Origin of the sequence: Streptomyces sp. NBC_00513 (genome assembly GCF_041431415.1) — a bacterium.
In the GTDB taxonomy this organism is placed as follows: domain Bacteria; phylum Actinomycetota; class Actinomycetes; order Streptomycetales; family Streptomycetaceae; genus Streptomyces.
Map to the genome: position 1 here is coordinate 8239898 of NZ_CP107845.1, position 21307 is coordinate 8261204.

Here is a 21307-nt window from a genome sequence, read left to right on the forward strand (position 1 = left end):
ACCGGAGGAGGCGCTCACTCAAGCCGAACCGATGCCGGATGCATGCGCATCCAGCCTGCGCCAGACGGCCTAGGAGGTCGCTTCATACCGGCGTTTCATCCAAGAATGCCGGAGCGGGTTTCGACGCCTGCGCCCCCATTTGCCCTGCCTGGCCCCGGGCGCCCAGACTCAGCCGCTGTGGCCGCCCATGGGGTGCCTGTGGTGGTGGTCTTCAGGATGTCCAGGAGGGCGTCGCGTAGGCCGGGCGTCGTCGCGATGGTGGTGAGCGAGGCGGGGGTGTGCGGGCTGCCGTCGGTGTCCATGACGATGGCGCCGGCCTCGCGGGCGAGGACGACGCCCGCGGCCATGTCCCAGTCGTGGTTGCCCAGGGTGATGGTGGCGTCGAGGGTGCCGTCGGCGACGAGGGCCAGATCCACGGCGGCGGACCCGAGCATGCGCACGCGCTGTGCCTGTTCGGCGAGGTGCGCGTGGGTGGCGAGGGCGACGCGGTTGCGCTCGGGGCCGTCGAGGCCGGTCCCGTAGTCGCCGACGGCGATCATCGCCTCGGGCAGCGTGCTGGTGTTGGCGGCGTGGATGCGTCGGCCGTCCGGTACGCGCTCATGCCCTGGGCGGCCCAGTAGCGGCGGCCGATCAGGGGCAGGTGGATCACGCCGAGGACGGGCACGCCGTGGTGGACGAGCGCGAGGGAGATCCCGCACAGCGGCAGGCCGCGGATGAAGTTGGCGGTGCCGTCGACCGGGTCGATGATCCAGTAGGTGTCGGCGTCGGCGTCTCCGCCCTCTTCTTCGCCGACGAAGCCGATGCCGGGGGCCGCGTTCAGGAGGGTTGCCCGGGCCTCGTGTTCGGTGGCGAGGTCGACGTTGGTGACCATGTCGCGGTCGCCCTTGGCGGTGATCAGGTCCGGGGTGAGGTCGCGGAGCTGCTGCTCGATCTCGCCCGTTCGGTGACCGAGCGGGCGAGGTCGAGCAGCGCCGGGAGTTCGGGGCTCATGCGGTGAGGGCTCCGCTCGGAGCGGGTCGGGTAAGGGCGGTCTCGGCGGTCAGGTTGGCCAGGGCTCCTCAGACGGCCGGCCTGTCTTAGTCTCTCACACAGTCATCTGACCGGACTGGGGGACGGCTGCGGGGTCCCATGAAGCCGGGTTGTTCACCGCCGACGGAACCGCACCGACTTGATCAGGCTCCCCCGAACAAGCCGTCATTGCGGACGTCCACGCCAACAGCGCACCGACAACCAGGCGCAGGCGTCAGCGCATCGCCTGGAGCCCCCCTCATCCCCTCGGAGAATGATCACCCTGGACGACACCGGACGTCACCGGATCCGCGTGGCCGGCCGGGGCCCTCTCGCGTGGACCGAGCTTCATTACCGCCGCTGTTCTGGCTTGGAAGTCGGCGGCGATCAACGGGTCAGAGACGAGAGTGCCTCAGTTTCCGGAGAGGTGCTTCTCCACCTGTGCGACGAGGTCGGGCAGGGGGAGGGTTCCGTCGAGGACGAGTTGCGCCATGTCGCGTGTGGGTCGGACATGACGCGCGTAGGATCTGGCGCTGGCGAGATAGCCCAGCAGCCCGGGTTTCACGTCTCTGCCCTCTTCGAGCTTGCGGAGGGTTTTGCGGACGATTCGAATGTCAGCCGGTGTGTCGACGTACACGGTCCACGTGGCCGGCGGGGTGAGTTCGGGAAGGGTGAGAGCGAAGATCCCCTCCACGATGATCAATGCCGCATCAGACTGGTGGTCGAGGGCGGTGCGGATCCGCGCGAGGTCGAGAGCTGCGGGGTTACTGAAGTCGACCACCCGGCCCGGGCCATCGAAGCGAGGAACGCTTGGTGCCAGATTCGGGTCGTTGTGGTAGCAGAGGTCGAGGTGGATCAGGCCGGCGCCGGGAATGTTCTCGGCGAGGGCGCGGGCAAGGGCGGTCTTGCCGGAGCCGGCGCCGCCGCCGATGAGCAGAACGGGGGGCGAGGGGTGCTCGTTCACGTGCTGTGCCTCTATCCGTGATGGAGTCGAGGCAGAGAGCCTAGTACGTGTGCGGTCGCGCTACATGGCGTGGCGGCCGCGGTGCGAGGCCGCCGCGGAGAGGACCGTTCCGGGAATGGCGCCCACCGCGGTCGGTTCGTCGCTGGTGAGGGATTCGGTGGGTTCGGTGGGCAGAATGTGGTGGCCGTCCGCCGTGAGTGAGGCGATGTTCCGCCGGGTGGCCGGGTTGTTCCACATGCGCAGGTTCATGGAGGGCTGGAAATAGATTCCGGGGCCGTGAGCCAGGATGAGCGCGGCGAGGAGGGTGTCGGCGGCTCCGGTGGCCACCCGGGCGAGGGTCGTCGCCGTGGCGGGTGCCACGACGAACCAGTCGACTTCCTCCAAGAGCCTTACGTGCAGGGGGTTCTCGGTCTCGGCCTTCCAGAGTTCATCCGTGAAGAGCGGAAAGGGGAGGCCGTCGGCAAGAAACAGGCCGGCCGCGGTGGGTGTCGCGACGACGGTGATGCGGTCGGCGTGGTCGGCGGCTTCCGCGACGAGTTCCGGTGTGGCCGTTGCCGCGCTGGATCCGCTGATGCCGAGCAGGAGATGTTTGGCCCTGTGGCTCATCGAGTACTCCGGGGTCGGGGTGCTCTGGCGACGTACGCGTTCAGGTCGTCGCGGTCGAGGTGACGGGCGAGGTTGGGCAGGCGCTGGCTGAACACGGCACGCCACCACATGCCCATGGTCTGCTGCGTATCGGTGAATACCGCGTCCTCGGTCTCGGCGAGGCTGCGATAGAAGTCGAGCACCGTGTCCGTCTCGGTGGCCCGCACGTGCTGAACCTGGTCGAGGAGGGCGCTGAGGGCCGGACCCTGTGGCCGACTGTGGAGCAGGCGGGGCGAGAAGAGCCACTTGCGCGGCGGCGGGAGCTCGCCGGATTCGATGAATGCGGCCCAGGCCAAGAGCTCGATCAGGTGCGTCGCCAGATGCCGCCAGGCGTGTTCCTCGGTGCGCAGGACGCCTTGGTAGACGGAGCGCCAATAGGTGGAGCCGTACCGGCTGAGGATCTGGGTCAGCAGTGGGTCGGCGATGTTGCGGGCGTGCCGGGTCAGCCGGCGCTGATGGCGGGCGATGAGGCCGGCGGGATCATGGAGGCGCCGCATGCTGGTGAAGTTCTCCAGGTCCTCCAGGTACTGAGGATCGAGGGACACGGGTTGCCTGCAGAAGTCGGTCAGGACGCTGACGTGCAGGAACTTGAGGTTGAGGATCTCGGTGTCCGTGAGGACGTTGAGGACCGTGTGGTCGGTCAGGGTGTCGTCTCGGCCCTCGAAGAGGATCTCGTGTCGGGTTCCGGTGGGGAGGAACTCGGTGACCGCGAGATGGTCGCTGATCGGCTGGCGGTTGTCACAGAGGGACCACACGTCGCGGTCGGAGAAGTCGTCGGCGATGCCCTGTCGGTGCGATCCGCACAGCGCGATGGCGTGAACGCCCGGAACTCGCTTGATGAGGTGGTCGATGCACTGCTCGGTGGTGGTCACAGGGATCCTCTCTGACGGGTGCGCAGGCCGGTCACGGCGGCCAAGAGCTCGGTGGTGGCGACACTGTCGGTGAAGGCGACCTTGCCGATGGCCGTGGGCAGGACGTAGTGCAGGGAGATTCCTCCCCGTTGGAGGGTGAGGTCGCGGACTCGGTCCGCCAGGCGCTGCTCGTCGAAGTCCCGGTCCATGACGGGTAGGCCGAGGTGGTCCATCGCGTTCAGGATCCGCTGGAAGTCCGTCGTGGTGAGCAGCCCGCGGGCGTGAGAGATGTGCGAGGCCACGGCGATACCGATGCCGACCGCCGCTCCGTGGGAGATCCGGAAGGCGGTGATGTCCTCCAGGGGGTGGGCAACGGTGTGCCCGAGGTTGAGAGAGCGCTCCAGGTCGCGCTCGAAGGCGTTCGAGCCGAGCAGTTGCAGCTTTCGGGCTACGCACCGCCGCACGATTGTCCGCAGGACAGGGGTGACGGGCTGGTTGCCCCGCGGTCCAGCCAGCAGCTCGAAGAGATCCGGGTCGTCGACGATGGCGATCTTGAGCGCCTCGCCGTAGGCGGCCGTCAGCTGAGGCAGGGGCAGTGTGGCCAGCGAGTCCAGACGGATGTGGACCTCGGCAGGATGCGAGAAGACTCCGATGAGATTCTTCTGGCGGGGATGGTTGACGCCCGTCTTGCCACCGATCGCGGCGTCGATCATCGCCAGCAGGGTGGTGGGTACGTAGACGGCACGCACACCCCGGAAGTAGAGGGCCGCGACCAGGCCGGAGAGGTCACAGAGCACTCCGCCTCCGACGGCGGTCAGCGTGGTCCGTCTGTCGACTCCGGCCTCGTGGAGAGCGGTGATGATCCGCTCGGCCCGGGCCAGGCTCTTGCCTGCCTCGCCGGGCGGAACCACCAGGAAGCGCCCCGGGGTCAGGGCCGGCTCCAAGGCGCCCGCCCAGGCCTCGTGTACGCCCCCGTCGAGAAGAATGAAGTCTCCCCGGCGGGCCAGCTGGGCGACCGTGCTCACGAAGCCGCTGTCGCTGACCTGAATGTGCGTGGTGTCCTGCCGCGTGACGTGCGCGGTCAGACCGTCGCCGCGGGGCGTGACACGAATGCCTTCCGCCCGGGCCTGAGGGATGACCATGTGTGTCCCTTCCGGATGTTGTGGGCTGACGAAACTCCGATGTCACCGGCCCCGCCCCCTGGTGGAGGAGCGGGAGCCGGCACGGCAGCGGATCAGCAGGGGCGACCCGAGACGGTCGCCTTCTTGATCGCCTTCTTGATCGGCTTCGCGTTCATGGATGTACCTCCTCACGCATCTCGTGCGGTGAACGGGCTCCACAAGGACCGTCCTCGCGCCTCCTTCCGTCGCTGGGGTGGTGGCCCCGCACCGACCTCGCTGGGCCGGCGCGTCCGTAGTCCGTGCGCCCGGGGGATCGGTGTCCCGCCCCGGGCGCACGGAAGCAGTCAGACCCGCAGGGGAAGGTGCTCTGCGCTGTCTGCGCGGGCGGGCCGATCTGTGGTGGTAGTCTTCTCCAGGTCTCGCGCCAGGGCCTTGGCCTCCAGGCAGGAGGGAAGGCGCACCCACACGTATGCGTGGTCGCTGTCGACTCCCGCCCAGCCGGAACCGATCTGGGCGATGGTCCCGGTGATGGGCTGCGGCTGCTCGCGGCCCCGGTCGCCCGGCTCGACGTACGACCAGCCGGTGACCGTGTCGCCGACGCGCAGTCGTGCGCTCTGGCGCCGGGCGGCCACAGCGCTCATCGCCCGCCCCGCGGCTGGTCCAAGACGAGCCCGAGAAGCCCCAGGCATTCGCGGGCCAGCTCCTGAACGTGGACGTACGCGGTGTGCCGGTCGGCGGGAAGTCCGCCCTCAAGGTTCTTGGCCACAGCCGCGGCCGTCACCTCCACCAGGCGCATGTGCTCCGGATCGCTCCAGTGCGGGGCCTGCTCCACGGCGATCGGGGCGAGGAGACGCAGGTGTCCCGCGAGCCAGCGATGCCAGGCCGCGCACACCGTCCGGTCTGGAGTCCAGTCCCGGGACGCCAGGACCAGGGAGATCGTCTCGCTGATCAGGGTCACGTCGACCGGCAGGGCGGTGGTGGTGCCGTCGGCACGGGCCACGGTCAGCTCGGGCACGTCGGGCCCTCGACAGGTACGGCTTTGGGGGGACACGGGCAGCACGGCAGCCTCCTCGCCAATCCGGGTGTCACCAGCGCGACCGGGCCGCCGATGGCCGGCGCCCGATTCCACGGATCGACCGTACGAGCGGTCGGAGTGGAGTAGGACTGACTGCGGGTACGAGTAAAGCGCGCCACGCCCAAGGGGAACGTCATGAACAGCGAATCGCATTCGCGCTTACGCACGGGTCTCATCAGCGGCTTCGTACTGCGCGCCGCCCGGACGTCGATCCCGGCCACCCAACAGGGTCTCGCCGAGCTCTTGGCGGTGGATCTGGCGACCGTGCAGGGCTGGGAGTCGGGACGCCGGCCCCTGGCGCACATGAGGGCCGGCGCGCTCCTCGGCATGCGCCGCCGACTGGCCGTGCTGGGAGCCGGCCCGAGCGTCCTCGCTCTCCTGGACCCCGCGATGGACGCCGACCGCATCATCACGGCCGTCCTCGCCTCCGGCGACGATGCCCCACATCCCCTCGGCGAGTGGGTCCACAACCGCCAGACCGCCCACATGCTCGCCTGGGCGCTCACCGGCACCGCGCCATCCTCCATGGCCAACCTCCTTGCCGCGCCCCGCAGAGGCCCGGCCGCCACCGCACCGCTCCTCGACGCCGACGCCCGGCGCGTCTTCTTCGACCGGTTGCGGAACACAGCCGAGACCGCCTCCCGGACCGACACCGGCGGAATCCTGCTGCAACGTCAAGCCCTCTACCTGTCCTCCTACGACCGCTCCCCGCAGGCGGTGGCATGGACCGCGCACACCCTGCACGCCGGGCGCGGAGCACTGACCGGACGCGGGTGGACGCCGCGCTGGGCCGAAGCCCGCTCGACCGCTGCCGCTCTCGCCCGTCTGGGCGACCCGGTGCCTCTGTGGGACTTCATCGAGCGGGCGATGGCCGACGACGACGACGGCGAGGCCGCGAACCTGAACTACTGGGCGTACTGGCTTGGCGTCGCCCACCAGCCGCAGGCCGACGACGCGTTCATGCGCGATCGGGACCTCACCGGCCTGGATCCCGTCGCCCTCCTACGGGCCCTCGCCGACGGCATGCACTTCGCCCCCGGCTACGTCGACCTCTACACGCATTCGATGTGGTCGCTGCTGCACGCGCACCCCTGGCTGCCCGAGGCCCTCCCGTCCTTGTCGGTGTCGCTCGCCCGGCGGCTGGACAGACTCCTGGACGAAGGCGGGATCTCGCCGAGATCCAGACGTGAACTCGCCTCCATCCACTACGTTTTGCACCAGAACCGATGATCGGCAACCGGAGGTCACCATGGCAGACGAGACGGCGAACGCGCAGGGCACGGCCGGATTCGTCTTCGAGATGGGTGTCTTGAAGAACGCGAAGCGCACCGGTTGGTGGTTCACCGGGAACAACAACCCGGAGTCGATCGCCGAGCACAGCTTCCGCGTCGGGATCATCGGCTCCGTTCTCGCGATGATGGAAGGCGCGGACGCCGGCAAGGTCGCGCTGATGTGCCTGTTCCACGACACACAGGAGACCCGCCTCGGCGACATCCCGCACATCGGCCGCCGCTACATCGAAGCCGCCACGAACCAGACCGTGACCGCGGACCAGGTCTCCGCCGCCCACCCGTCGGTCCAGGCCGGTGTGCAGCGGATCGTGGACGAGTACGAGAGCGGAAGCTCCCTCGAAGTCCTCGTTGCCCACGACGCCGACAAGCTGGAGTGCCTGGTGCAGGCGGTGGAGTACCGGGCGCAGGGGTACGCCGAGGTCCAGGACTGGATCGACACCTCTCTTGCCAGCCTGAAGACGGCCTCGGCGCAGGCTCTGGCGGAGGCCGCGCTGACGATGCCGCCGCTCCAGTGGCGCCGCACCTTCCTGGAACGCTGACCCGCGGCAGGGGCGCCCAGGCGGTCGCGAGCCCGTCGGGCACCCTGGCCGTCGGCCGGTCAGTCCTCGGGCTGGCTCCAGGCTCTGGGCACGATGCCGGGCACCCTGTGCTCCACATGGTGCTCACACTTCGCGCATGCTCCCGAACGGTCCCGTCGATGGTCGAAGCTCGCCCAGCCACGGGTCGAGAGGGGATCCCTGAGCCGCGCGCTGGGACCGGTGAAGCCGCAGGTGGTCGAGTCTGTGAGCTCCTGCCTGGCGAGCCACAGAGCGTGCAGTCGGGCGTTCGAGACGGAGGACTCGAAGATCGAGGCCCGGTTTCGCGAGCATCCGCATGCGGAGGTGATCCTCAGCCTGACCGGATCCGCAGGGCCCGACCCACCGATCGGCTCACGCCGTGTCCTCTCGTAGCAGGCCCTGCGGATCATAGGGAAGTAGATGGGACTCGTGATCCTCGCTGCGGCCGGTGGGGACATGGACGACTTCAGCAGCGCTGACCGGCTCGCCGGATAACGCGGGCCTGGCACCGGCTCTACGCGACTCCGGCCACGTCAGCGGCAACCTGCGCCGGCCACGCCCCTTCCACCGCGGCCTGCTCAACGCGGTGTATCTCTCCTCGCTGTCGAGCCCGAAGTGCTGTCTGGCCTCGAAGGCGTACTACGCGCGCAAGCGCGCCGAGGGGAAGGGGCACAAGCAGGTGCTGGTGGCGCTTGCACGCCGCCGCCTGAACTCCAGCTGGCGCCGCTCCCCGATGCGCAGCATCAGCAGCTCGGCGCCGTTGGCCTGCAGGGGGTCGAAGACGATGAAGTGGGCCGGGGCGGGGGCCTCCAGGGCGGCTGGCCCGCAGAGTGGACCCCGATCACTCCGCGCATCTTCCTCGCGTTACGTGATGTGACGTGCTATCCGGCGGCGGGCAATGTCGGGTTCCGCGAGCCCGTGGTTTCCAGTTTGGCGCGGACCTTGTGCGGGTCGATGTCATTGAGCCAGGTCCCAAGGCCCGCGGCCATTACCAGCGGGTCAACTCCGAACAGGACTCCGATGTGGTGCATCTCCCGTACGGAGTACTTGATGAGGCCGTCCTGGCGTTTGCTGACCTGGCTCTTCGACAGGCCAAGGTGCCTGCCGAGTTGCTCGTAGGTGATCTCCGCGCGGAGTCTCGCGTGCTCCACCGCTTCGATGAGACGCAGCTCGAGTTCGGTCACCGCCTCCTGAGCCTGCTGCTTCGGAGTCTTCTTCATGCCGGACATGCTATCGATCCTGCGGGCCTCTGGGTCTTCAGGGGTACACCCAAAGCCTCTCCAGTTTCCCATAAGGCAATCTGGTTGCTGTGAGAGAAACCTCGTGGGAGAGTGTCGGGGTATGAGCGATGCAGAGATCGATGAGGCCGCTTCGGACGTCAACCGGGGCTGGGCGCCCGCACATTCCTGGCGGTGGTTCCTGTTGAGGGCGGCCAAGCATGTACCGAAGGCGACCACGAGCGACCCTCGATGGAAGTTCCTCGGCGCATCGTTCTTCTCGATCCTCCAAGCGATCGGCCAAGCCGCCAATGAGGACGGAACCAACGCCTTTCTCGGCACCCAGACGCTCATGGCGGTGGGCCGATGCAGCAAGGAGACAGTCCACAAGGTGCTTCTCGCGGCCGAGGCGATGCAGTTGATCAGGAAGACCGCGCACGCGCGGGGAGGCCGCAACCCCAAGCCCGCCACCTATGCCTGCACGCTTCCCATCGGCGCGAACGCTGAGACCGGCAAAGGCCTCGACTGGGAACGCGCTGTTGCGGTGTTGTCCAGCTCTGAGCATGATCGACGACTTCGACACAAACGCGCCAATGAGACAGCGCGGCAGGTGACGCCTGATGGCCTGGGAGTCGAAGGCAACCAAAGGGCTTCACGTGACGCCGGGTGGGTCGCCGAGGAGCTGATTCAGAGGTCGTCACGTGACAAGGGCACGGGGCGTCACCTGACCGAGCAGGGGGCGTCACATGACGCCCCTACCAGGGTTTACCAAGCTCTCGACCATGAGATGGCTGATGCGCCTCTACAACCTCAGGTTGATGGCACGCATCCTCCTCAAGACCACACGCGCTGTGATCCGTTACCCGCCCCCGCCGGGGAGCCGCCCGCTGTGAGGCGAGTGGGGGAGCAGGCTTCCCGATCGGCCGCCGCTGACTATGAGGAACACGCCGCCGCCTGCGAGCGGTGCTCCCGCGAACTGTGGTGCTCAGAAGGATCGCGGCTGCGGAGGTATCTCATGAACGAACAGAGCGGCAAACGAGCCAGGTATTTGAGCGGTGATCAAGGACACGTGATCAGGTGAGGAACTTCGCCATACGCTACGTGCCGTCATCAGGCAGACCGCCGAGCGGCTGTCATGAGTGACCTTCGGGTGGGAGCGCGACCCACTCGGCAGGCGAGGTGGTGGGATGAGCCCTGCAAGGCTCCGCCCCCCTATGGAGCAGCCGACGACGTACGATGCCGTGGTCGGGCCGGGTGTGACGCGGCGGCCAAGACGAGCGCGCGGACGGTGCGCTGCTGATGACCGACGACGGCCAGTGGGGCCCGGGTGGTCGATCCGACTACCCCGGCGCCGGGGGACGAGTCGCGTTTCCTGTGGACCGGGGACACCCCTGACGACCTGAGATCTGACACGCCGCGGGGCGTTGGCCTGGGACCCGGGGCGGCTGTGACGGCGGGCGGCGGTGTCATTGTCAGTGTCAGGTGCCGGCTGCGGTTGTCGTGTGTCCTGTCGCGCGGGTCGGTCTGTCGGCGCGACAAGGGGCCGCTGACCTGGGCTGGGGAGGTTGGATCCCCGGGGTGCGGGCGGGCGCGACAGGCGTGCGGGACGGCGGCCGCGGCCGGCCCCCGGGCAGTGCTGGAAACCTCCTCTGGCTGTCGCGCGGGAAAGACACCTCATGCAGTTAAGCCGTCAAGCGGAGACCGGTCCCTTGCGGAAATCGGGTACTCGCCGCGGATACGGCCTGCGAGGCTGTGGGGGTGACTGAGACGACCCCTTACGACGCCGACCGTGCCCGATTCACCCGCCAGGCTCTGGCACGCCTGGTCCTCTGCGATCACGCCGTGGACGTCGCGGACCACGCGAGTGGCTTGGTGGCCACCGAATGGGACGCCGACACCGGTCCCGGGGGCCGGGTGAGCCAGGCATTCCAGCTCATCGAGCTCACAGAGCGCGCTCTGGCCGCGGCCGTGATCTACGAACGCGAGCGGGGCAGTTCCTGGGCTGAGATCGCCCAGTACCTGGGAATCGGTCCGGCGCAGGCGGAAGAGCGTTTTGCCGCGGACCTGGACGGTTGGAACACGGCTTTCGACGTTCCTTACCGCCTCGATGAAACCGGCCGCAAGCGCATACCGCAACTGCCCACGGCGGCGTACGACCCCGACTCGGCCTGCTACCTCCTCGACCGCTGGGCCTCCGTCCAGCGCATTGGGATCGACGCCGTGAGCTCGGGCCTGGTCATGGCCGCGCCGGAGAAAGAGTGCCCGCCAGTCACCCCGTAGCGGGGTTCGCGGGGAAAGCGATCGCTTCGTCGAACAGACTGCCCGCCTGAAGGCAGTGGTGGAGTTGGCCGAGCATCCGGTTGAACAGGTGCCGCAGAGCCTGCATGTGCCAGTCCCCTCCCGACCGGCGGCGTCGGTAATGGGCGTCCGCACCGCTTGAACCGCTGAGGGAGGCGAAGGCCCACAGGTGACCGACGTGGTTGAGCCGGTTGTTCTTCACGAACCGGCGACCGACGTAGCGACGCTTGCCAGAGGCCCGCGTGATCGGAGCCGACCCGGCGTACGCCTTCAACCCACCAGCCGTGGCGAACCGGCTCCTGTCATCGCCGATCTCAACCAGAATGCGGGCACCGACCTGAGGACCGATCCCGGGAAAGCTCAGCATGATCGCCGCGTCAGGGTGCGACCGAAAGGCCTCCTCGGTGGCCCGCGCCAGGCCATCGACCGCCTGGCAGGCGGCGTCCAGCTGCAGCAGCAGGGGAGCGCCCCAAGCAGCAGACACTGCGAGGGGTTGAGTACCGACGCGGGCCCTGCCGGCGGACCGGCTCGTAGTAGTGATGAAGCCCCTGTAACGGGGGTGGAGCGAAGGGGCCGGGTCGTTCGTGGCTGAGTTGATCGCATCAACCGGACGCAGTCCGGGAGGAGTTCGGTGGACCAGTTGAAGTCTCAGATCAAGCCGTTCGATATCTCGAAGTGGGAAGTCAAGGAGGCATGGGAGGAAGTCAGGGCTAACAAAGGTGCGCCCGGAGTGGATGGGCAGAGCATCGACGAGTTCGGGAAGGACCTGAAGAATAATCTCTACAAGGTCTGGAATCGGATGTCGTCGGGCTCGTACTTTCCGCTACCGGTGCGCGCGGCGGCTATCCCGAAGCCTCATGGCGGCGGCGAGAGAATTGTAGGAATTCCGGCTGTTGCCGACCGTGTGGCCCAGACCGGGTGGCTCGGCATCTGATGCGAAGGGTGGATCCAGTGTTCCCCCGGACAGCTATGGATACCGGCCCGGACGGTCGGCCTTGGACGCAGTGGAACAATGCCTGGAGCGTTGTTGGAAGCGGGACTGGGTGGTGGAGTTCGACATCGCCAAGTTCTTCGACAGCGTCCCCTGGGACCTGCTGGTCAAGGCGGTGGGTGCGCACACCGATGCCGTCTGGGTGAAGTTGTATGTGCGGCGGTGGCTGGCTGCCCCGCTCGCCATGCCTGACGGCTCCCTGCTGGAACGGGAGAAGGGGACCCCGCAAGGGGCTCCGGTTTCTCCCGTGATGGCGAACCTGTTCCTGCACTACGCGTTCGACATGTGGATGGCCCGCAACTTCCGGGACGTCCAGTTCGAGCGGTACGCGGATGACGCGGTGATGCACTGCGTCTCCGAGCGTCAGGCCCGCGAGGTGCTGGCCACGCTCACGGACAGAATGGCTGAGGTCGGGCTGCGTCTGCACCCGAACAAGACCCGGATCGTCTACTGCAAGGATGGCAAGCGCCGCGGCTCCTACGAGCACACGGCGTTCACGTTCCTCGGGTGCACGTTCCGCGCCAGACGAGGCCGGAACCGGCACGGCAGGCAGTTCCTGTCGTTCAACCCGGCGGTCAGCAGGGAAGCCCTGAACAAGATGGGGCGGGAGGTGCGTTCCTGGCACCTGCACACCCGCTCGGATATGTCCTTCCACGAGCTCGCATGCAGGATCAACCCTGTCGTAGCGGGCTGGATCAACTACTACGGACGTTTCAGACCGTGGGAGCTGATCCCCTTCGTGATGCGTATCAACGTCTACCTGGTGCGCTGGATCCGCCAGAAGTACAAACGGCTCGCGGCGAAGCGGAAGGCCCTCGCGAAGATGCAGGAGATCGCACGGCGACACCCCCGCATGTTCGCGCACTGGCGCCTGACCCCAACCGTGTCCGCCATGCAGATCTGACGATCAGAACGACAAGAGCCGTGTAAAGGGAGACTTTTACGCACGGTTCTGTGAGAGCCGAGGGGTGAGACTCCCCTCGGCTACTCGGCAGACCTGGTGACAGGCGCGCCGGTAGCCGGTTCGATAACAGGTGCTGGGCAAGCCTGGCTTGCCCAGTCACCGGTCCAGTCACCGGCCTGGTCACCGGTCCTGCGGGGTGAACTCACCGGCTCAGTCACCGGTTGCTGAACTCACCGTTTCAGTCACCGGTGACTGGATCGGTGAGTCACCGGTCGGTGGAGGTGCCGGGTCTGAGGGCGCGTCGGCCGGGCTGCTGCTCGGGACGCTCGCCGGCGGCGGCCTCGGTGGGCGGGGGTGTCGGGGTGCCCTCGGCGGCGAGGCGGGCCCGGCGCCCTGCGGTCGGTGGTGCCGGGGGTGTGGCGGGGCGGGGGCCCGAGCCGAGTTGGCGGCGTTCGTTCATCTGTCCAGTCTCGCCGTCTCGTTCCGGGCCGGTGGCGGGCCCCCGCCAGCGGTACACATGGGGTCGAACATGGGGGGAGGCGGGTACGGCGCTCCCTCGGCGTCGTCCCTGGTCAGGCCGGGTATCGCGGCCGGTGACTAGCCAGACTTTCTTATGTGGGGGGATGGGTCTGGCGTGGGGTGTTCGGTCGGGTCGTGTGCTGGGGCGGTTGGCCCTGGGCTCGGAACAGTTGGGGGGAGAGATGGGGGGAAGACAACTTCTGGGCTTGTGCTCGTTCTGCCTGGTCAGGCCTGGGTTTCGGGTCGGTGACTGGCCGGACTTGGTTGTGGGGATGGGTCTGGGTTCGGGGTTGGCGGTGGGCTGGTCGGGTGCGGCTGGAAGTCGGGGGATTGTGGGGGCTGGTGGCGCTGGCGTGACGTGATGATCACGGACGTGGGAGGCGCGGTGCGGGTACGGGGGCTACGGGTTGCGGGGGCTTGGGGTCGGGTTCTGTCTGATGGCGGGTTGCGGTGGTGCGTCGTCGGACGGGAAGCCGGCCGCGGCGGGGTCTTCGGTGGCGACGTCGTCGGTGGTGCCGGTGGCTCCTCAGGCGGCCGAGGAGACGGCGGTCCTGACGGCGTATGGGGCGTTGGCGGCGGCGGAGACGCGGTCGTACGCGAACGCGGTGTTGGACCCGGAGTTGGAGAAGCACGCGACGGACAAGGCGTTGGCGGACATCAAGGCCACCTTGTTCTGGTACCAGCAGCGCGGGACCGTGATGAGGGGCGCCCCGGTCCGCTCCCCGAGGGTCGACTCCCTTGACACGGTTGGGGACACGTGGCGGGCGTCGATCACGGACTGCGTGGACTCCTCCGCCTACGACAAGGTCGCCAAGGCCGCCGGGAAGCCTGTGACGGTCTCCTCGGGGCCACGCCGGCACGTGGTGACCTCCACGGCCCAGCACACCAAGACGGGCCCCTGGCGGGTCTACACGTCCACGATCGAGCGAGACCGCACGTGCTGCCCCGCCCCCGCGCGACCGCCCTCACCCTGGTGGCCGGGCTGCTCCTCGCGCACGCCGCGGTGCCGGCTCTCGCGGACGGCGGGGGAGTCGTCTGTCCCCCTCGGGAGTTGGACTGCGACATCACAGCCCAGGACCCGGGCAAGCCCCTGCCGGGCAAGCCCCGGCAGCGACCGGGCAAGACCGGCGGCGACGGGCCCTCCTGCGCGATCGACGGCACACCCGTGCCCTGCTCCACCCCTGACATGGGCGTCCTCAGCCCGGCGGGCTCCTGCTACTGAAAGGAGACGACCGGCCCGGCCGGCGGACTCCCACTGTCCGTGGACAGCGACTTCGACGCCTACTGGCACTACCACCAGCAACGCGATCACCTACAGTTCACACCATCCGCTACCGCGGCATACTCACTCGCCGCATGACCAGCAGCCCGGGAACAAGGACTGCCCGCGGCGTTAGGGTTTCCGGGACAGGCCATACGGCACGCTGCACCCCCGGGGACGAAACAGTATGGGACACGGAGCGCGGAAGCAGCTGGCGGAGCTGCTCGGCGACGCGCAGCAGGGCGGGGACTTCAGCACCCGTATCGAGATGTCGGCCCGCGCGCTGAGCATCGAGGTCGACGGGGTGGGGGAACTGCCGCTGCCGCTGCGTGCCCCGGTCACCAAGAAACTGATCGCGCAGGCCCGGCGGGCATCCTTCGGCCGCGGCGAGCAGACCCTATCCGACACCAGCGTCCGTGACACCTGGGAGGTCACCCCGGACCGCATCACGCTCGGCGGAACCGACTGGGACCGCACCCTGGACGGCGTCCTCGACGGTGTCCGCACCGCGCTCGGTCTGCCGCCCACCGTCGTCCTGCGTGCTGAGCCGCACGCACTGCTCGTCTACGGCAAGGGCCAGTTCTTCCTACCGCACCAGGACTCCGAGAAGGACGACTCCATGGTGGGCACCCTGGTCGTCTCGCTGCCCTCGCACCACACCGGCGGCGAACTCGTCGTCTCGCACGCCGGCCGCAGCGTCGTCCACCAGGCGTCCCGGGAGAACCTGACCTTCGCCGCCTTCTACGCGGACTGCCTGCACGAGGTCAAGCCCGTCAAGTCCGGCTACCGCGTCACCCTCACCATGAACCTCCTCGCCGAACGCATCCGCCCGGCCGGCGAGGACGACGGGGAGCCGGTCGCCGACCTGGCCCACTGCTTGACCCAACACTTCACCGAGCCGGCCGAAGAGCGCTACGCCTACGGCCGCCGGAAGGCCGCGCCCCCGAACCGCCTCGTGTACCTCCTCGACCACGAGTACACCCAGCGCGGCCTGGACTGGGACCGCCTCAAGGGAGCCGACGCCACCCGCACCGCCCTGCTCCGCCAAGCCGCCGCAGAGACGGACTGCGAAGCGGTCCTCGCGTTGGCCGAGGTGAAGGAGACCTGGGACGCGCATGCGCCGTACGACCGCTACGACTACTACGGCGAGGTCGAGCACTGCGACGACTGCGAGGACGAGGAGTGCGGGGGTGAATGTCTCCTGGATCCCGACGGGGAATTTGGTGCCGAGCGCCGCCGCAGCGGCGACTTCTCCAGCTACGAACTGCACGAGCTGATCGACGACGAGATCACGCTGAGCTGGTGGACCCGCCCGGACGGCACCGGCGGCGAGCAGATCAACCTGCCCGTCGCGTACGCCGAGGTGTCCGCCACCACCGAGAACAAGGACCTGACGCCCTACCAGTCCGAGTACGAGGGCTACATGGGCAACTACGGCAACACCCTCGACCGCTGGTACCGGCGGGCCGCCGTGGTCCTGTGGCCCCGGCAGCGCTCGTTCACGGCCCGCGCCGAGGCCGGCTCCGAGGGCGCACTGCGGGAACTTCAGAGCCACCTGGATGCCGGGGACCTCGACCGGGCGCGCACGCTCGCCCAGTCGCTCGCCCCGTTCTGGAAGCACCACGGTTCGGGCGAGGCGGCCGCGGCGCTCTTCGCCGCCGCCCTGCCCGTCGCGGTGGGACTGCGGGAAGCGGACACTGCCACGATGCTCCTCGCGCCTTTTGGGGTGGAGGCCTTGGGTGAGCGGCACGCTCCGGGGCTCGCGGCAGCGGCCGCGCGGTACGGACGGACGTGGGCCCGCAGGGTCGTCAGCAGCTGGTTCGGCACGGTTGGCGCGTACACCGGGGCTGGCCGCGCGGCGTGGCTCGAATCGCTGCCCGGCCTGTGCACCGCGCTGCGGGCCGTCGACGGCGATGGGGACGCGATGGCCTCGCCGCTGGCCGAGGGTGCCTGGCAAGCAGTCGAGCAGCAGCTCACCAGCTGGCTCGGCGTCGGCCGCGAGACGGAGCGCCGCACCGGCATGGAGGGGCTCGGCGCATCACTGGCCCGCGTCCTTCAGGCGGCAGGACCCGAGACCGCCGACACCATCGCCGCCACGCTACGCGGCCTGCCGGACACCGCCCTGGAATGCCTGCTCCCCGCCCTGCGAACCGCGGCCCACCAGCCGACGACCATACGCGACGGCGCACCCGCCGGCCGCGCCTTCCAGACCCTCGCCGACCACTGCCAGGACCGGCTCGCCGCAGCCCTCACCCGCCCTGAACGCGCGGCCGACGACTGGTCCCTCACCCCGGTCGGGACATGCCGGACTGGCTGCGGACTCTGCCCCGACTTGGACGCCTTCCTCACCTCCCGTACCCGCCACGTCATGGAGTGGCCGCTCGCGAAGGACGGACGCCGCCACCTCCACAGCCGCATCGACCAGGCCGGCCTGCCCGTCTCCCACACCACCCGGCGCCAGGGACGTCCCTACGTTCTGGTCCTGACCAAGACGGACGCCGTCTTCACCCGTGAACAGGCGGCCCGTACCCGCGCCGAGACCGACTTGGCGTGGCTGCGGGACAAATGGCCCCGGGCGGGCGGCTGAGAGGTGACACCTCCGTACCTCTCTCCGACAGCGATGACGAGAAGAGCGAAGGGCGCGGGCAATGCCGTTGCTTGAATGGCTAGACCAGTTCGGGTACGAGGGTGATGGCCTTCGGCTGGACGCGGAGGGTCGGTTTGAGCCTCCCTGCCCCGCTGCCCGTCCGGCGCCGCTTACAGCCAGCGCGTCGCCGGTTACCAATCCCCAGACCCCGGCCTTCAGCCACCGGTTACCAGTCGGGTTCATCACCGCCGACGACGGGGGCAAGGACGTCTTCGTCCACTTCGCCGAAATCCAGTCGAATGGGTACCGGACCCTAGAGGAGAATCAGCGGGTGGAGTTCGAGATCACCCAGGGCCCCAAGGGACCGCAGGCCTCAAAGGTCAGGCTGCTGGACTGACAGCTCAGGCCGCACCGCCGCGCCTGCCCGGCCCGCTGGACGACGGGCGCGAGGGCCCGAGGTAGATCGTGCGAGGTCTCGACCGTCGCTGTGCGCCGCCCTCTTGACCGGGAAATCCCTCTAAACGCACACCCTACTGCGCCGTTGTTGATCTAGTAGGACGAATGCCCGAACACGCGTGAGCCCCGCCTGTCTGCCCAGGGGGTGACAAGCGGGGTGGCAGAAGAGTGTCAGCCGGCCGTCAGGACGGGGCGGTCAGGGGAGTCAAGCCAGGTTTGTTCCCCGTCGCTCCCCACAGTCAGACCGAATCGCTCGAATCCGGGTCGGCCCTGCGCTTCCCACCAGCGGTGGGCAGCTTCCGTCTCGCCCCACAACCGACGCGGTCCGAACTGGACCACCTCGTACTCGGTGGTCCCGGGCTCGTAGTCGGCCGTCGCCCACGACTGGGCATCCAGGCTGTACGTCCACAGCGTGTAACTGCCATCTTCGTACCTCTCGGTGCTCCAGAACGCCCCGGGCACCCGCAGTCCGATGGCGAACTGTTCCACCCACCCTCCGACGTCGGCGGGAGATAGCCGGGTGGCACTCCGATCACCCTCCGCGGGCCACTCCCGGCCCTTGAAGTGGTCATCATGGTTCGGTCGGTCGGCACGCTGCTGCCGAAGCCGCATGAAGGCACTGGAACGGGTGAAATGGCCGCTCGCCGTACCGTCCTCGTTCACGGTCAACCGAACGATGGCCTCGCCGCCGTACTCCGTGCCCCAAGGCGCGACGATCAGACCGCCCGTAACGGTCTGTTCCACCCACGACTGCGGGATCTCGCCGACACCACATGTGGCAAATACCCGGTCGTACGGCGCCTCACCGACATACCCGAGCCGGCCGTCTCCCAAGATCAGGAGAGGGGAGAGTTCAGCCGCGCGAAGGTTTGCTCCCGCGCCCCGTGCCACCTCGGGGTCGAACTCGATCGAGACGACATTTTCGGAGCCCAGCCGGTGCGAGAGAAGTCCCGCGTTCCAACCGGTACCGGTCCCGATCTCCAGGACCTTGTGACTGTCCTTGATATCCAGATCGGCCAGCGTGCCGAACACCATGCACGGCTGGGAATTGGAGCTGCTCGGGGTCCGGCCGAAACCGTCCCCGCTGTGCTTCCCGTCGTCCCACTGCGTCGTCAGCGGGATGTCCGAGTACACCGCCCTGAGCCAGGCATCGGGGTCCACGTCGCGGTCTACCAAGGGGTTCTGTTCCGTACCGGCCGGGATCCCCGGCCAGATGCGAGCAGGTACGAAAGGCTGTTCGGCCTCAATTCGTTCGCACAGCCGCAGCAGGATCACCTTGCCTTGGTCGACTACGCGATCAGGAAAGTACGAGTCGTCGTACATCTGCTGCAGGAACGAGTGCCCCGCTAGCTGCTGGTTTGTGATCGGCATGGCGCCTTCCTACCTTCGCGAAGAGCTGGTGCGCCGATCATGCACAGCACCACTGACAACGATGCCCTCATGAACGCCAGACCCCACGCGACCAGCACTTTCACAACAGGCCCTAGTCTTCTGAGTCAGGAATTCTGTTCAGATAGCTGGCGAGGCGTTCGAGGATCTCGTCTGCGGTCTTGGTCCAGACGTAGGGCTTGGGGTCGGTGTTCCATGTGGCGATCCAGGTTCGGATGTCCTTCTCCAGGGCCTGGACGGATCTGTGGACGCCTCGCCGTATCTGCTTGTTTGTCAGCTCGGCGAACCATCGCTCCACCAGGTTGAGCCAGGACGATCCGGTTGGTGTGAAGTGCGGGTGGAACCGGGGGTGTGTCAGGAGCCAGGTCTTGATGGCCGGGGTCTTGTGGGTGGCGTGGTTGTCCAGCACCAGGTGGATTTCGAGGCCGGCCGGGACTTCCTTGTCGAGCTTGATGAGGAACTTCTTGAACTCCTCGGCCCGGTGGCGCCGATGCAGGGAACCGATCACCTTGCCGGTGGCCACCTCCAGGGCAGCGAACAGAGTGGTGGTGCCGGCCCGGACGTAGTCGTGGGTGGTCCGCTGCGGAACTCCGGGCATCATCGGCAGCACCGGCTGTGAGCGATCCAGGGCCTGGATCTGCGACTTTTCGTCGACACAGAACACCAGAGCCCGCTCCGGCGGGTCCAGATAGAGACCGACTACATCGTGGACCTTGTCGACGAAGTACGGGTCTGTCGACAGTTTGAACGACTCCGAGCGGTGCGGCTGCAGGCCGAACGCCCGCCAGATCCGCGACACGGTCGACTGCGACAGGCCCAGCTCCTTCGCCATCGAACGCGTCGACCAGTGGGTCGCGTTCTTCGGGGTGGACTCCAGCGTCCTGGATACCAGCGCGGCCACCTGTTCGTCCGTCACCGTCCGCGGGCCGCCCGGACGCGGCATGTCACCCAGACCGGCGATCCGATACCGCACGAACCGCGCACGCCAGCGGCCCACCGCATGGGGAGTCGAGCCGAGTCGAGCCGCCACGTCTTTGTTCGAAGCGCCTTCGGTGCAGGCCAGGATGATCCGACATCTCAGGGCCCACGCCTGCGGCGTGGAACGGCGCCGCACCCACCCCTCGAGTGCGGCCCGCTCCTCGTCCGACAACGTCAACTCGGCCTTCGGCCGCCCCGTCCGCGCCGTACCGCAAGCCTACACATCTGAACAAAATTCATGACTCAGAACACTAGGGACGGCCACCGCGACTACACCGGCGTCGTGCCAGTGATCGTGACGGTCCTGGACCTCCTGGAGGAGCACGGCCCGCATGGGCCCATCTGGCGGTCCACGGCCGCCAAGACCACGAGACCCTCACCGACGCCTTGGCCAACCCTGACTACTACTGCGCCTACTCCGTCCGCGAGGAGCAACGCCGCGCCGCCGATGAGTCGGAGCGCCAGTGGGAGGAGCGGAAGCACGAGAAACGGATGTGCTCAGATGCCCAACAGGCGTAGCTTCGCCGTTTCGAAGTCGTGGGGTGAGATCACGCCTTGGTCGCGCAACGCAGCAAGCTTCAAAAGTTCGTCGGCACCCGATGGCGTGCCGGCCGTTGACCGGGACGTGTGGCGCGCGGCGATGGCAGCGTCGAGAACGGAGCGTAGCTCTTCGAAGGCTGGCTGTTGCTTCTTGATGAAGACGACGGAGTTCTCGTCTTTGAGGGCGGCCATGGTGCTGGATCCCTTGGAGGGCTGCCGTTCGCTGCTGCCGGGGATGGTCAGTTGGATGAATCCGCCGCTCATGAAGCCCGGGGGCTTCCACCGCACAGCGCTGATCTGGCTGACGTAGAAACGCTTCTCGCCACGTCCGAGTGGACTGGATCGATCACGCGTGATGACGACGTGATGTCCGTCGAAAGTCATTTGCCCACCCATACCCGTTGCCTGGGTCATTGGTACTCCTCAATGTAAAGGCGCCTGGGTGAGGCTCCGATGATGTGAGTTCTGACAGCACGCGTGCGCTGGCTTGGGGGATGCCCCTGAAGGAGCATGGGCGCCGTCAGAAGCCCCTTCGGCGGTTCCACGACGACACGTACTTCGCGTAGATCACGTTTCCGATTCCCGCCGTGCAGAGGAACAGGATGAAATGCATCCCGGCTGACTGCCGCCGCCTCCCGCCGTAGCGGCCAAATG

23 protein-coding genes and 1 pseudogene are annotated in these 21307 nt (G+C 68.0%); 9 read left to right on the top strand and 15 right to left on the bottom strand.

The genetic code is table 11. The features are described from left to right. Positions 1-95 precede the first annotated feature (95 nt). The 8 genes from OHA84_RS36890 to OHA84_RS36925 form a co-directional block, all read right to left on the bottom strand. Positions 96-539 (bottom strand): inositol monophosphatase family protein, encoded by a 444-nt coding sequence (locus OHA84_RS36890; protein WP_266975950.1) that lies wholly within the window; start codon positions 537-539, stop codon positions 96-98. Further along, the gene (locus OHA84_RS36895; RefSeq protein WP_266975948.1) at positions 536-871 is read right to left on the bottom strand and encodes an inositol monophosphatase family protein; all 336 of its coding nucleotides are present in this window, start codon (positions 869-871) and stop codon (positions 536-538) included. Before OHA84_RS36895 ends, OHA84_RS36890 begins: the two co-directional genes overlap by 4 nt. A gap of 549 nt (positions 872-1420) precedes the next feature. After that, positions 1421-1972, bottom strand: coding sequence for a uridine kinase (locus tag OHA84_RS36900; RefSeq protein ID WP_266975946.1), 552 nt, complete (start codon positions 1970-1972; stop codon positions 1421-1423). Positions 1973-2032: 60 nt separating this feature from the next. After that, the gene (locus tag OHA84_RS36905; RefSeq protein ID WP_266975944.1) at positions 2033-2578 is read right to left on the bottom strand and encodes a flavoprotein; all 546 of its coding nucleotides are present in this window, start codon (positions 2576-2578) and stop codon (positions 2033-2035) included. Then, positions 2575-3489: a hypothetical protein gene (locus OHA84_RS36910; protein ID WP_266975942.1), complete on the bottom strand. Its 915-nt coding sequence runs from the start codon at positions 3487-3489 to the stop codon at positions 2575-2577. The genes OHA84_RS36905 and OHA84_RS36910 overlap by 4 nt, the downstream gene beginning before the upstream one ends. Beyond that, positions 3486-4610: a 3-dehydroquinate synthase gene (locus OHA84_RS36915; RefSeq protein ID WP_266975940.1), complete on the bottom strand. Its 1125-nt coding sequence runs from the start codon at positions 4608-4610 to the stop codon at positions 3486-3488. Before OHA84_RS36915 ends, OHA84_RS36910 begins: the two co-directional genes overlap by 4 nt. A 323-nt stretch (positions 4611-4933) precedes the next feature. Next, positions 4934-5230: a hypothetical protein gene (locus OHA84_RS36920; RefSeq protein WP_266975938.1), complete on the bottom strand. Its 297-nt coding sequence runs from the start codon at positions 5228-5230 to the stop codon at positions 4934-4936. Beyond that, entirely contained in the window at positions 5227-5604 is a 378-nt protein-coding gene (locus tag OHA84_RS36925; RefSeq protein ID WP_266975936.1) for a DUF6415 family natural product biosynthesis protein, read from the bottom strand. The genes OHA84_RS36920 and OHA84_RS36925 overlap by 4 nt, the downstream gene beginning before the upstream one ends. 195 nt (positions 5605-5799) lie before the next feature. On the opposite strand from OHA84_RS36925, the gene OHA84_RS36930 reads away from it, so the two are divergent. Both OHA84_RS36930 and OHA84_RS36935 read left to right on the top strand, forming a co-directional pair. Next, on the top strand, positions 5800-6894 hold the full coding sequence (locus OHA84_RS36930; RefSeq protein ID WP_266975934.1) for a DNA-binding transcriptional regulator: 1095 nt from the start codon (positions 5800-5802) through the stop codon (positions 6892-6894). A gap of 19 nt (positions 6895-6913) precedes the next feature. Next, on the top strand, positions 6914-7495 hold the full coding sequence (locus OHA84_RS36935; RefSeq protein WP_266975932.1) for an HD family hydrolase: 582 nt from the start codon (positions 6914-6916) through the stop codon (positions 7493-7495). Between the two features lie 899 nt (positions 7496-8394). On the opposite strand, the gene OHA84_RS36940 is transcribed toward OHA84_RS36935, so the two are convergent. Beyond that, on the bottom strand, positions 8395-8742 hold the full coding sequence (locus tag OHA84_RS36940; protein WP_266975907.1) for a hypothetical protein: 348 nt from the start codon (positions 8740-8742) through the stop codon (positions 8395-8397). Positions 8743-8854: 112 nt separating this feature from the next. On the opposite strand from OHA84_RS36940, the gene OHA84_RS36945 reads away from it, so the two are divergent. Beyond that, complete coding sequence (locus OHA84_RS36945) at positions 8855-9811, top strand: hypothetical protein (RefSeq protein WP_266975905.1); 957 nt, start codon at positions 8855-8857, stop codon at positions 9809-9811. 677 nt (positions 9812-10488) lie between these two features. After that, positions 10489-11010, top strand: coding sequence for a hypothetical protein (locus OHA84_RS36950; RefSeq protein ID WP_266975903.1), 522 nt, complete (start codon positions 10489-10491; stop codon positions 11008-11010). Here the strand turns inward: OHA84_RS36950 and OHA84_RS36955 are convergent. Further along, positions 11000-11584, bottom strand: a pseudogene (locus tag OHA84_RS36955) (transposase); the annotation flags it as partial. The gene OHA84_RS36950 and the pseudogene OHA84_RS36955 overlap by 11 nt on opposite strands. A gap of 75 nt (positions 11585-11659) precedes the next feature. Between OHA84_RS36955 and OHA84_RS36960 the strand changes: the two are divergent. Beyond that, on the top strand, positions 11660-11962 hold the full coding sequence (locus tag OHA84_RS36960; RefSeq protein WP_266975901.1) for a hypothetical protein: 303 nt from the start codon (positions 11660-11662) through the stop codon (positions 11960-11962). Between the two features lie 70 nt (positions 11963-12032). After that, the gene (locus tag OHA84_RS36965; RefSeq protein ID WP_266976095.1) at positions 12033-12923 is read left to right on the top strand and encodes a reverse transcriptase domain-containing protein; all 891 of its coding nucleotides are present in this window, start codon (positions 12033-12035) and stop codon (positions 12921-12923) included. A 265-nt stretch (positions 12924-13188) separates the two neighbouring features. Here the strand turns inward: OHA84_RS36965 and OHA84_RS36970 are convergent, their stop codons facing one another. Together OHA84_RS36970 and OHA84_RS36975 are read right to left on the bottom strand one after the other, a co-directional pair. After that, positions 13189-13383 (bottom strand): hypothetical protein, encoded by a 195-nt coding sequence (locus OHA84_RS36970; RefSeq protein ID WP_266975899.1) that lies wholly within the window; start codon positions 13381-13383, stop codon positions 13189-13191. A gap of 585 nt (positions 13384-13968) precedes the next feature. Continuing rightward, positions 13969-14217 carry a hypothetical protein gene (locus OHA84_RS36975; RefSeq protein WP_266975897.1) on the bottom strand — a complete coding sequence of 83 codons (249 nt, stop codon included), beginning with the start codon at positions 14215-14217 and terminating at the stop codon, positions 13969-13971. A 162-nt stretch (positions 14218-14379) separates the two neighbouring features. Between OHA84_RS36975 and OHA84_RS36980 the strand changes: the two genes are divergently transcribed. The 3 genes from OHA84_RS36980 (at position 14380) to OHA84_RS36990 (ending at position 17687) form a co-directional block, all read left to right on the top strand. Further along, positions 14380-14664, top strand: coding sequence for a hypothetical protein (locus OHA84_RS36980; protein ID WP_266975895.1), 285 nt, complete (start codon positions 14380-14382; stop codon positions 14662-14664). Between the two features lie 226 nt (positions 14665-14890). Further along, on the top strand, positions 14891-17290 hold the full coding sequence (locus tag OHA84_RS36985) for a 2OG-Fe(II) oxygenase (protein WP_266975893.1): 2400 nt from the start codon (positions 14891-14893) through the stop codon (positions 17288-17290). Between the two features lie 241 nt (positions 17291-17531). Next, positions 17532-17687 (top strand): cold shock domain-containing protein, encoded by a 156-nt coding sequence (locus OHA84_RS36990; RefSeq protein ID WP_266976093.1) that lies wholly within the window; start codon positions 17532-17534, stop codon positions 17685-17687. A 230-nt stretch (positions 17688-17917) separates the two neighbouring features. Here the strand turns inward: OHA84_RS36990 and OHA84_RS36995 are convergent, their stop codons facing one another. The 3 genes from OHA84_RS36995 to OHA84_RS37005 form a co-directional block, all read right to left on the bottom strand. Beyond that, positions 17918-19117, bottom strand: a complete 1200-nt coding sequence (locus OHA84_RS36995; protein WP_266975891.1) for a DUF5713 family protein — start codon at positions 19115-19117, stop codon at positions 17918-17920. Positions 19118-19229: 112 nt separating this feature from the next. After that, a complete protein-coding gene (locus OHA84_RS37000) occupies positions 19230-20291 on the bottom strand; it encodes an IS630 family transposase (RefSeq protein WP_266975889.1) in 1062 nt (353 codons plus the stop codon). 320 nt (positions 20292-20611) lie between these two features. Then, positions 20612-21067, bottom strand: a complete 456-nt coding sequence (locus OHA84_RS37005; protein WP_266975887.1) for a DUF4429 domain-containing protein — start codon at positions 21065-21067, stop codon at positions 20612-20614. Positions 21068-21307 lie beyond the last annotated feature (240 nt).

Excerpts from the sequence above, each read along its gene's own strand:
- OHA84_RS36890 (WP_266975950.1), bottom strand. The coding sequence starts at position 539 with ATGATCGCCGTCGGCGACTACGGGACCGGCCTCGACGGCCCCGAGCGC.
- OHA84_RS36895 (WP_266975948.1), bottom strand. The coding sequence starts at position 871 with ATGGTCACCAACGTCGACCTCGCCACCGAACACGAGGCCCGGGCAACC.
- OHA84_RS36905 (WP_266975944.1), bottom strand. The coding sequence starts at position 2,578 with ATGAGCCACAGGGCCAAACATCTCCTGCTCGGCATCAGCGGATCCAGC.
- OHA84_RS36915 (WP_266975940.1), bottom strand. The coding sequence starts at position 4,610 with ATGGTCATCCCTCAGGCCCGGGCGGAAGGCATTCGTGTCACGCCCCGC.
- OHA84_RS36920 (WP_266975938.1), bottom strand. The coding sequence starts at position 5,230 with ATGAGCGCTGTGGCCGCCCGGCGCCAGAGCGCACGACTGCGCGTCGGC.
- OHA84_RS36930 (WP_266975934.1), top strand. The coding sequence starts at position 5,800 with ATGAACAGCGAATCGCATTCGCGCTTACGCACGGGTCTCATCAGCGGC.
- OHA84_RS36935 (WP_266975932.1), top strand. The coding sequence starts at position 6,914 with ATGGCAGACGAGACGGCGAACGCGCAGGGCACGGCCGGATTCGTCTTC.
- OHA84_RS36940 (WP_266975907.1), bottom strand. The coding sequence starts at position 8,742 with ATGTCCGGCATGAAGAAGACTCCGAAGCAGCAGGCTCAGGAGGCGGTG.
- OHA84_RS36945 (WP_266975905.1), top strand. The coding sequence starts at position 8,855 with ATGAGCGATGCAGAGATCGATGAGGCCGCTTCGGACGTCAACCGGGGC.
- OHA84_RS36970 (WP_266975899.1), bottom strand. The coding sequence starts at position 13,383 with ATGAACGAACGCCGCCAACTCGGCTCGGGCCCCCGCCCCGCCACACCC.
- OHA84_RS36985 (WP_266975893.1), top strand. The coding sequence starts at position 14,891 with ATGGGACACGGAGCGCGGAAGCAGCTGGCGGAGCTGCTCGGCGACGCG.
- OHA84_RS36995 (WP_266975891.1), bottom strand. The coding sequence starts at position 19,117 with ATGCCGATCACAAACCAGCAGCTAGCGGGGCACTCGTTCCTGCAGCAG.
- OHA84_RS37005 (WP_266975887.1), bottom strand. The coding sequence starts at position 21,067 with ATGACCCAGGCAACGGGTATGGGTGGGCAAATGACTTTCGACGGACAT.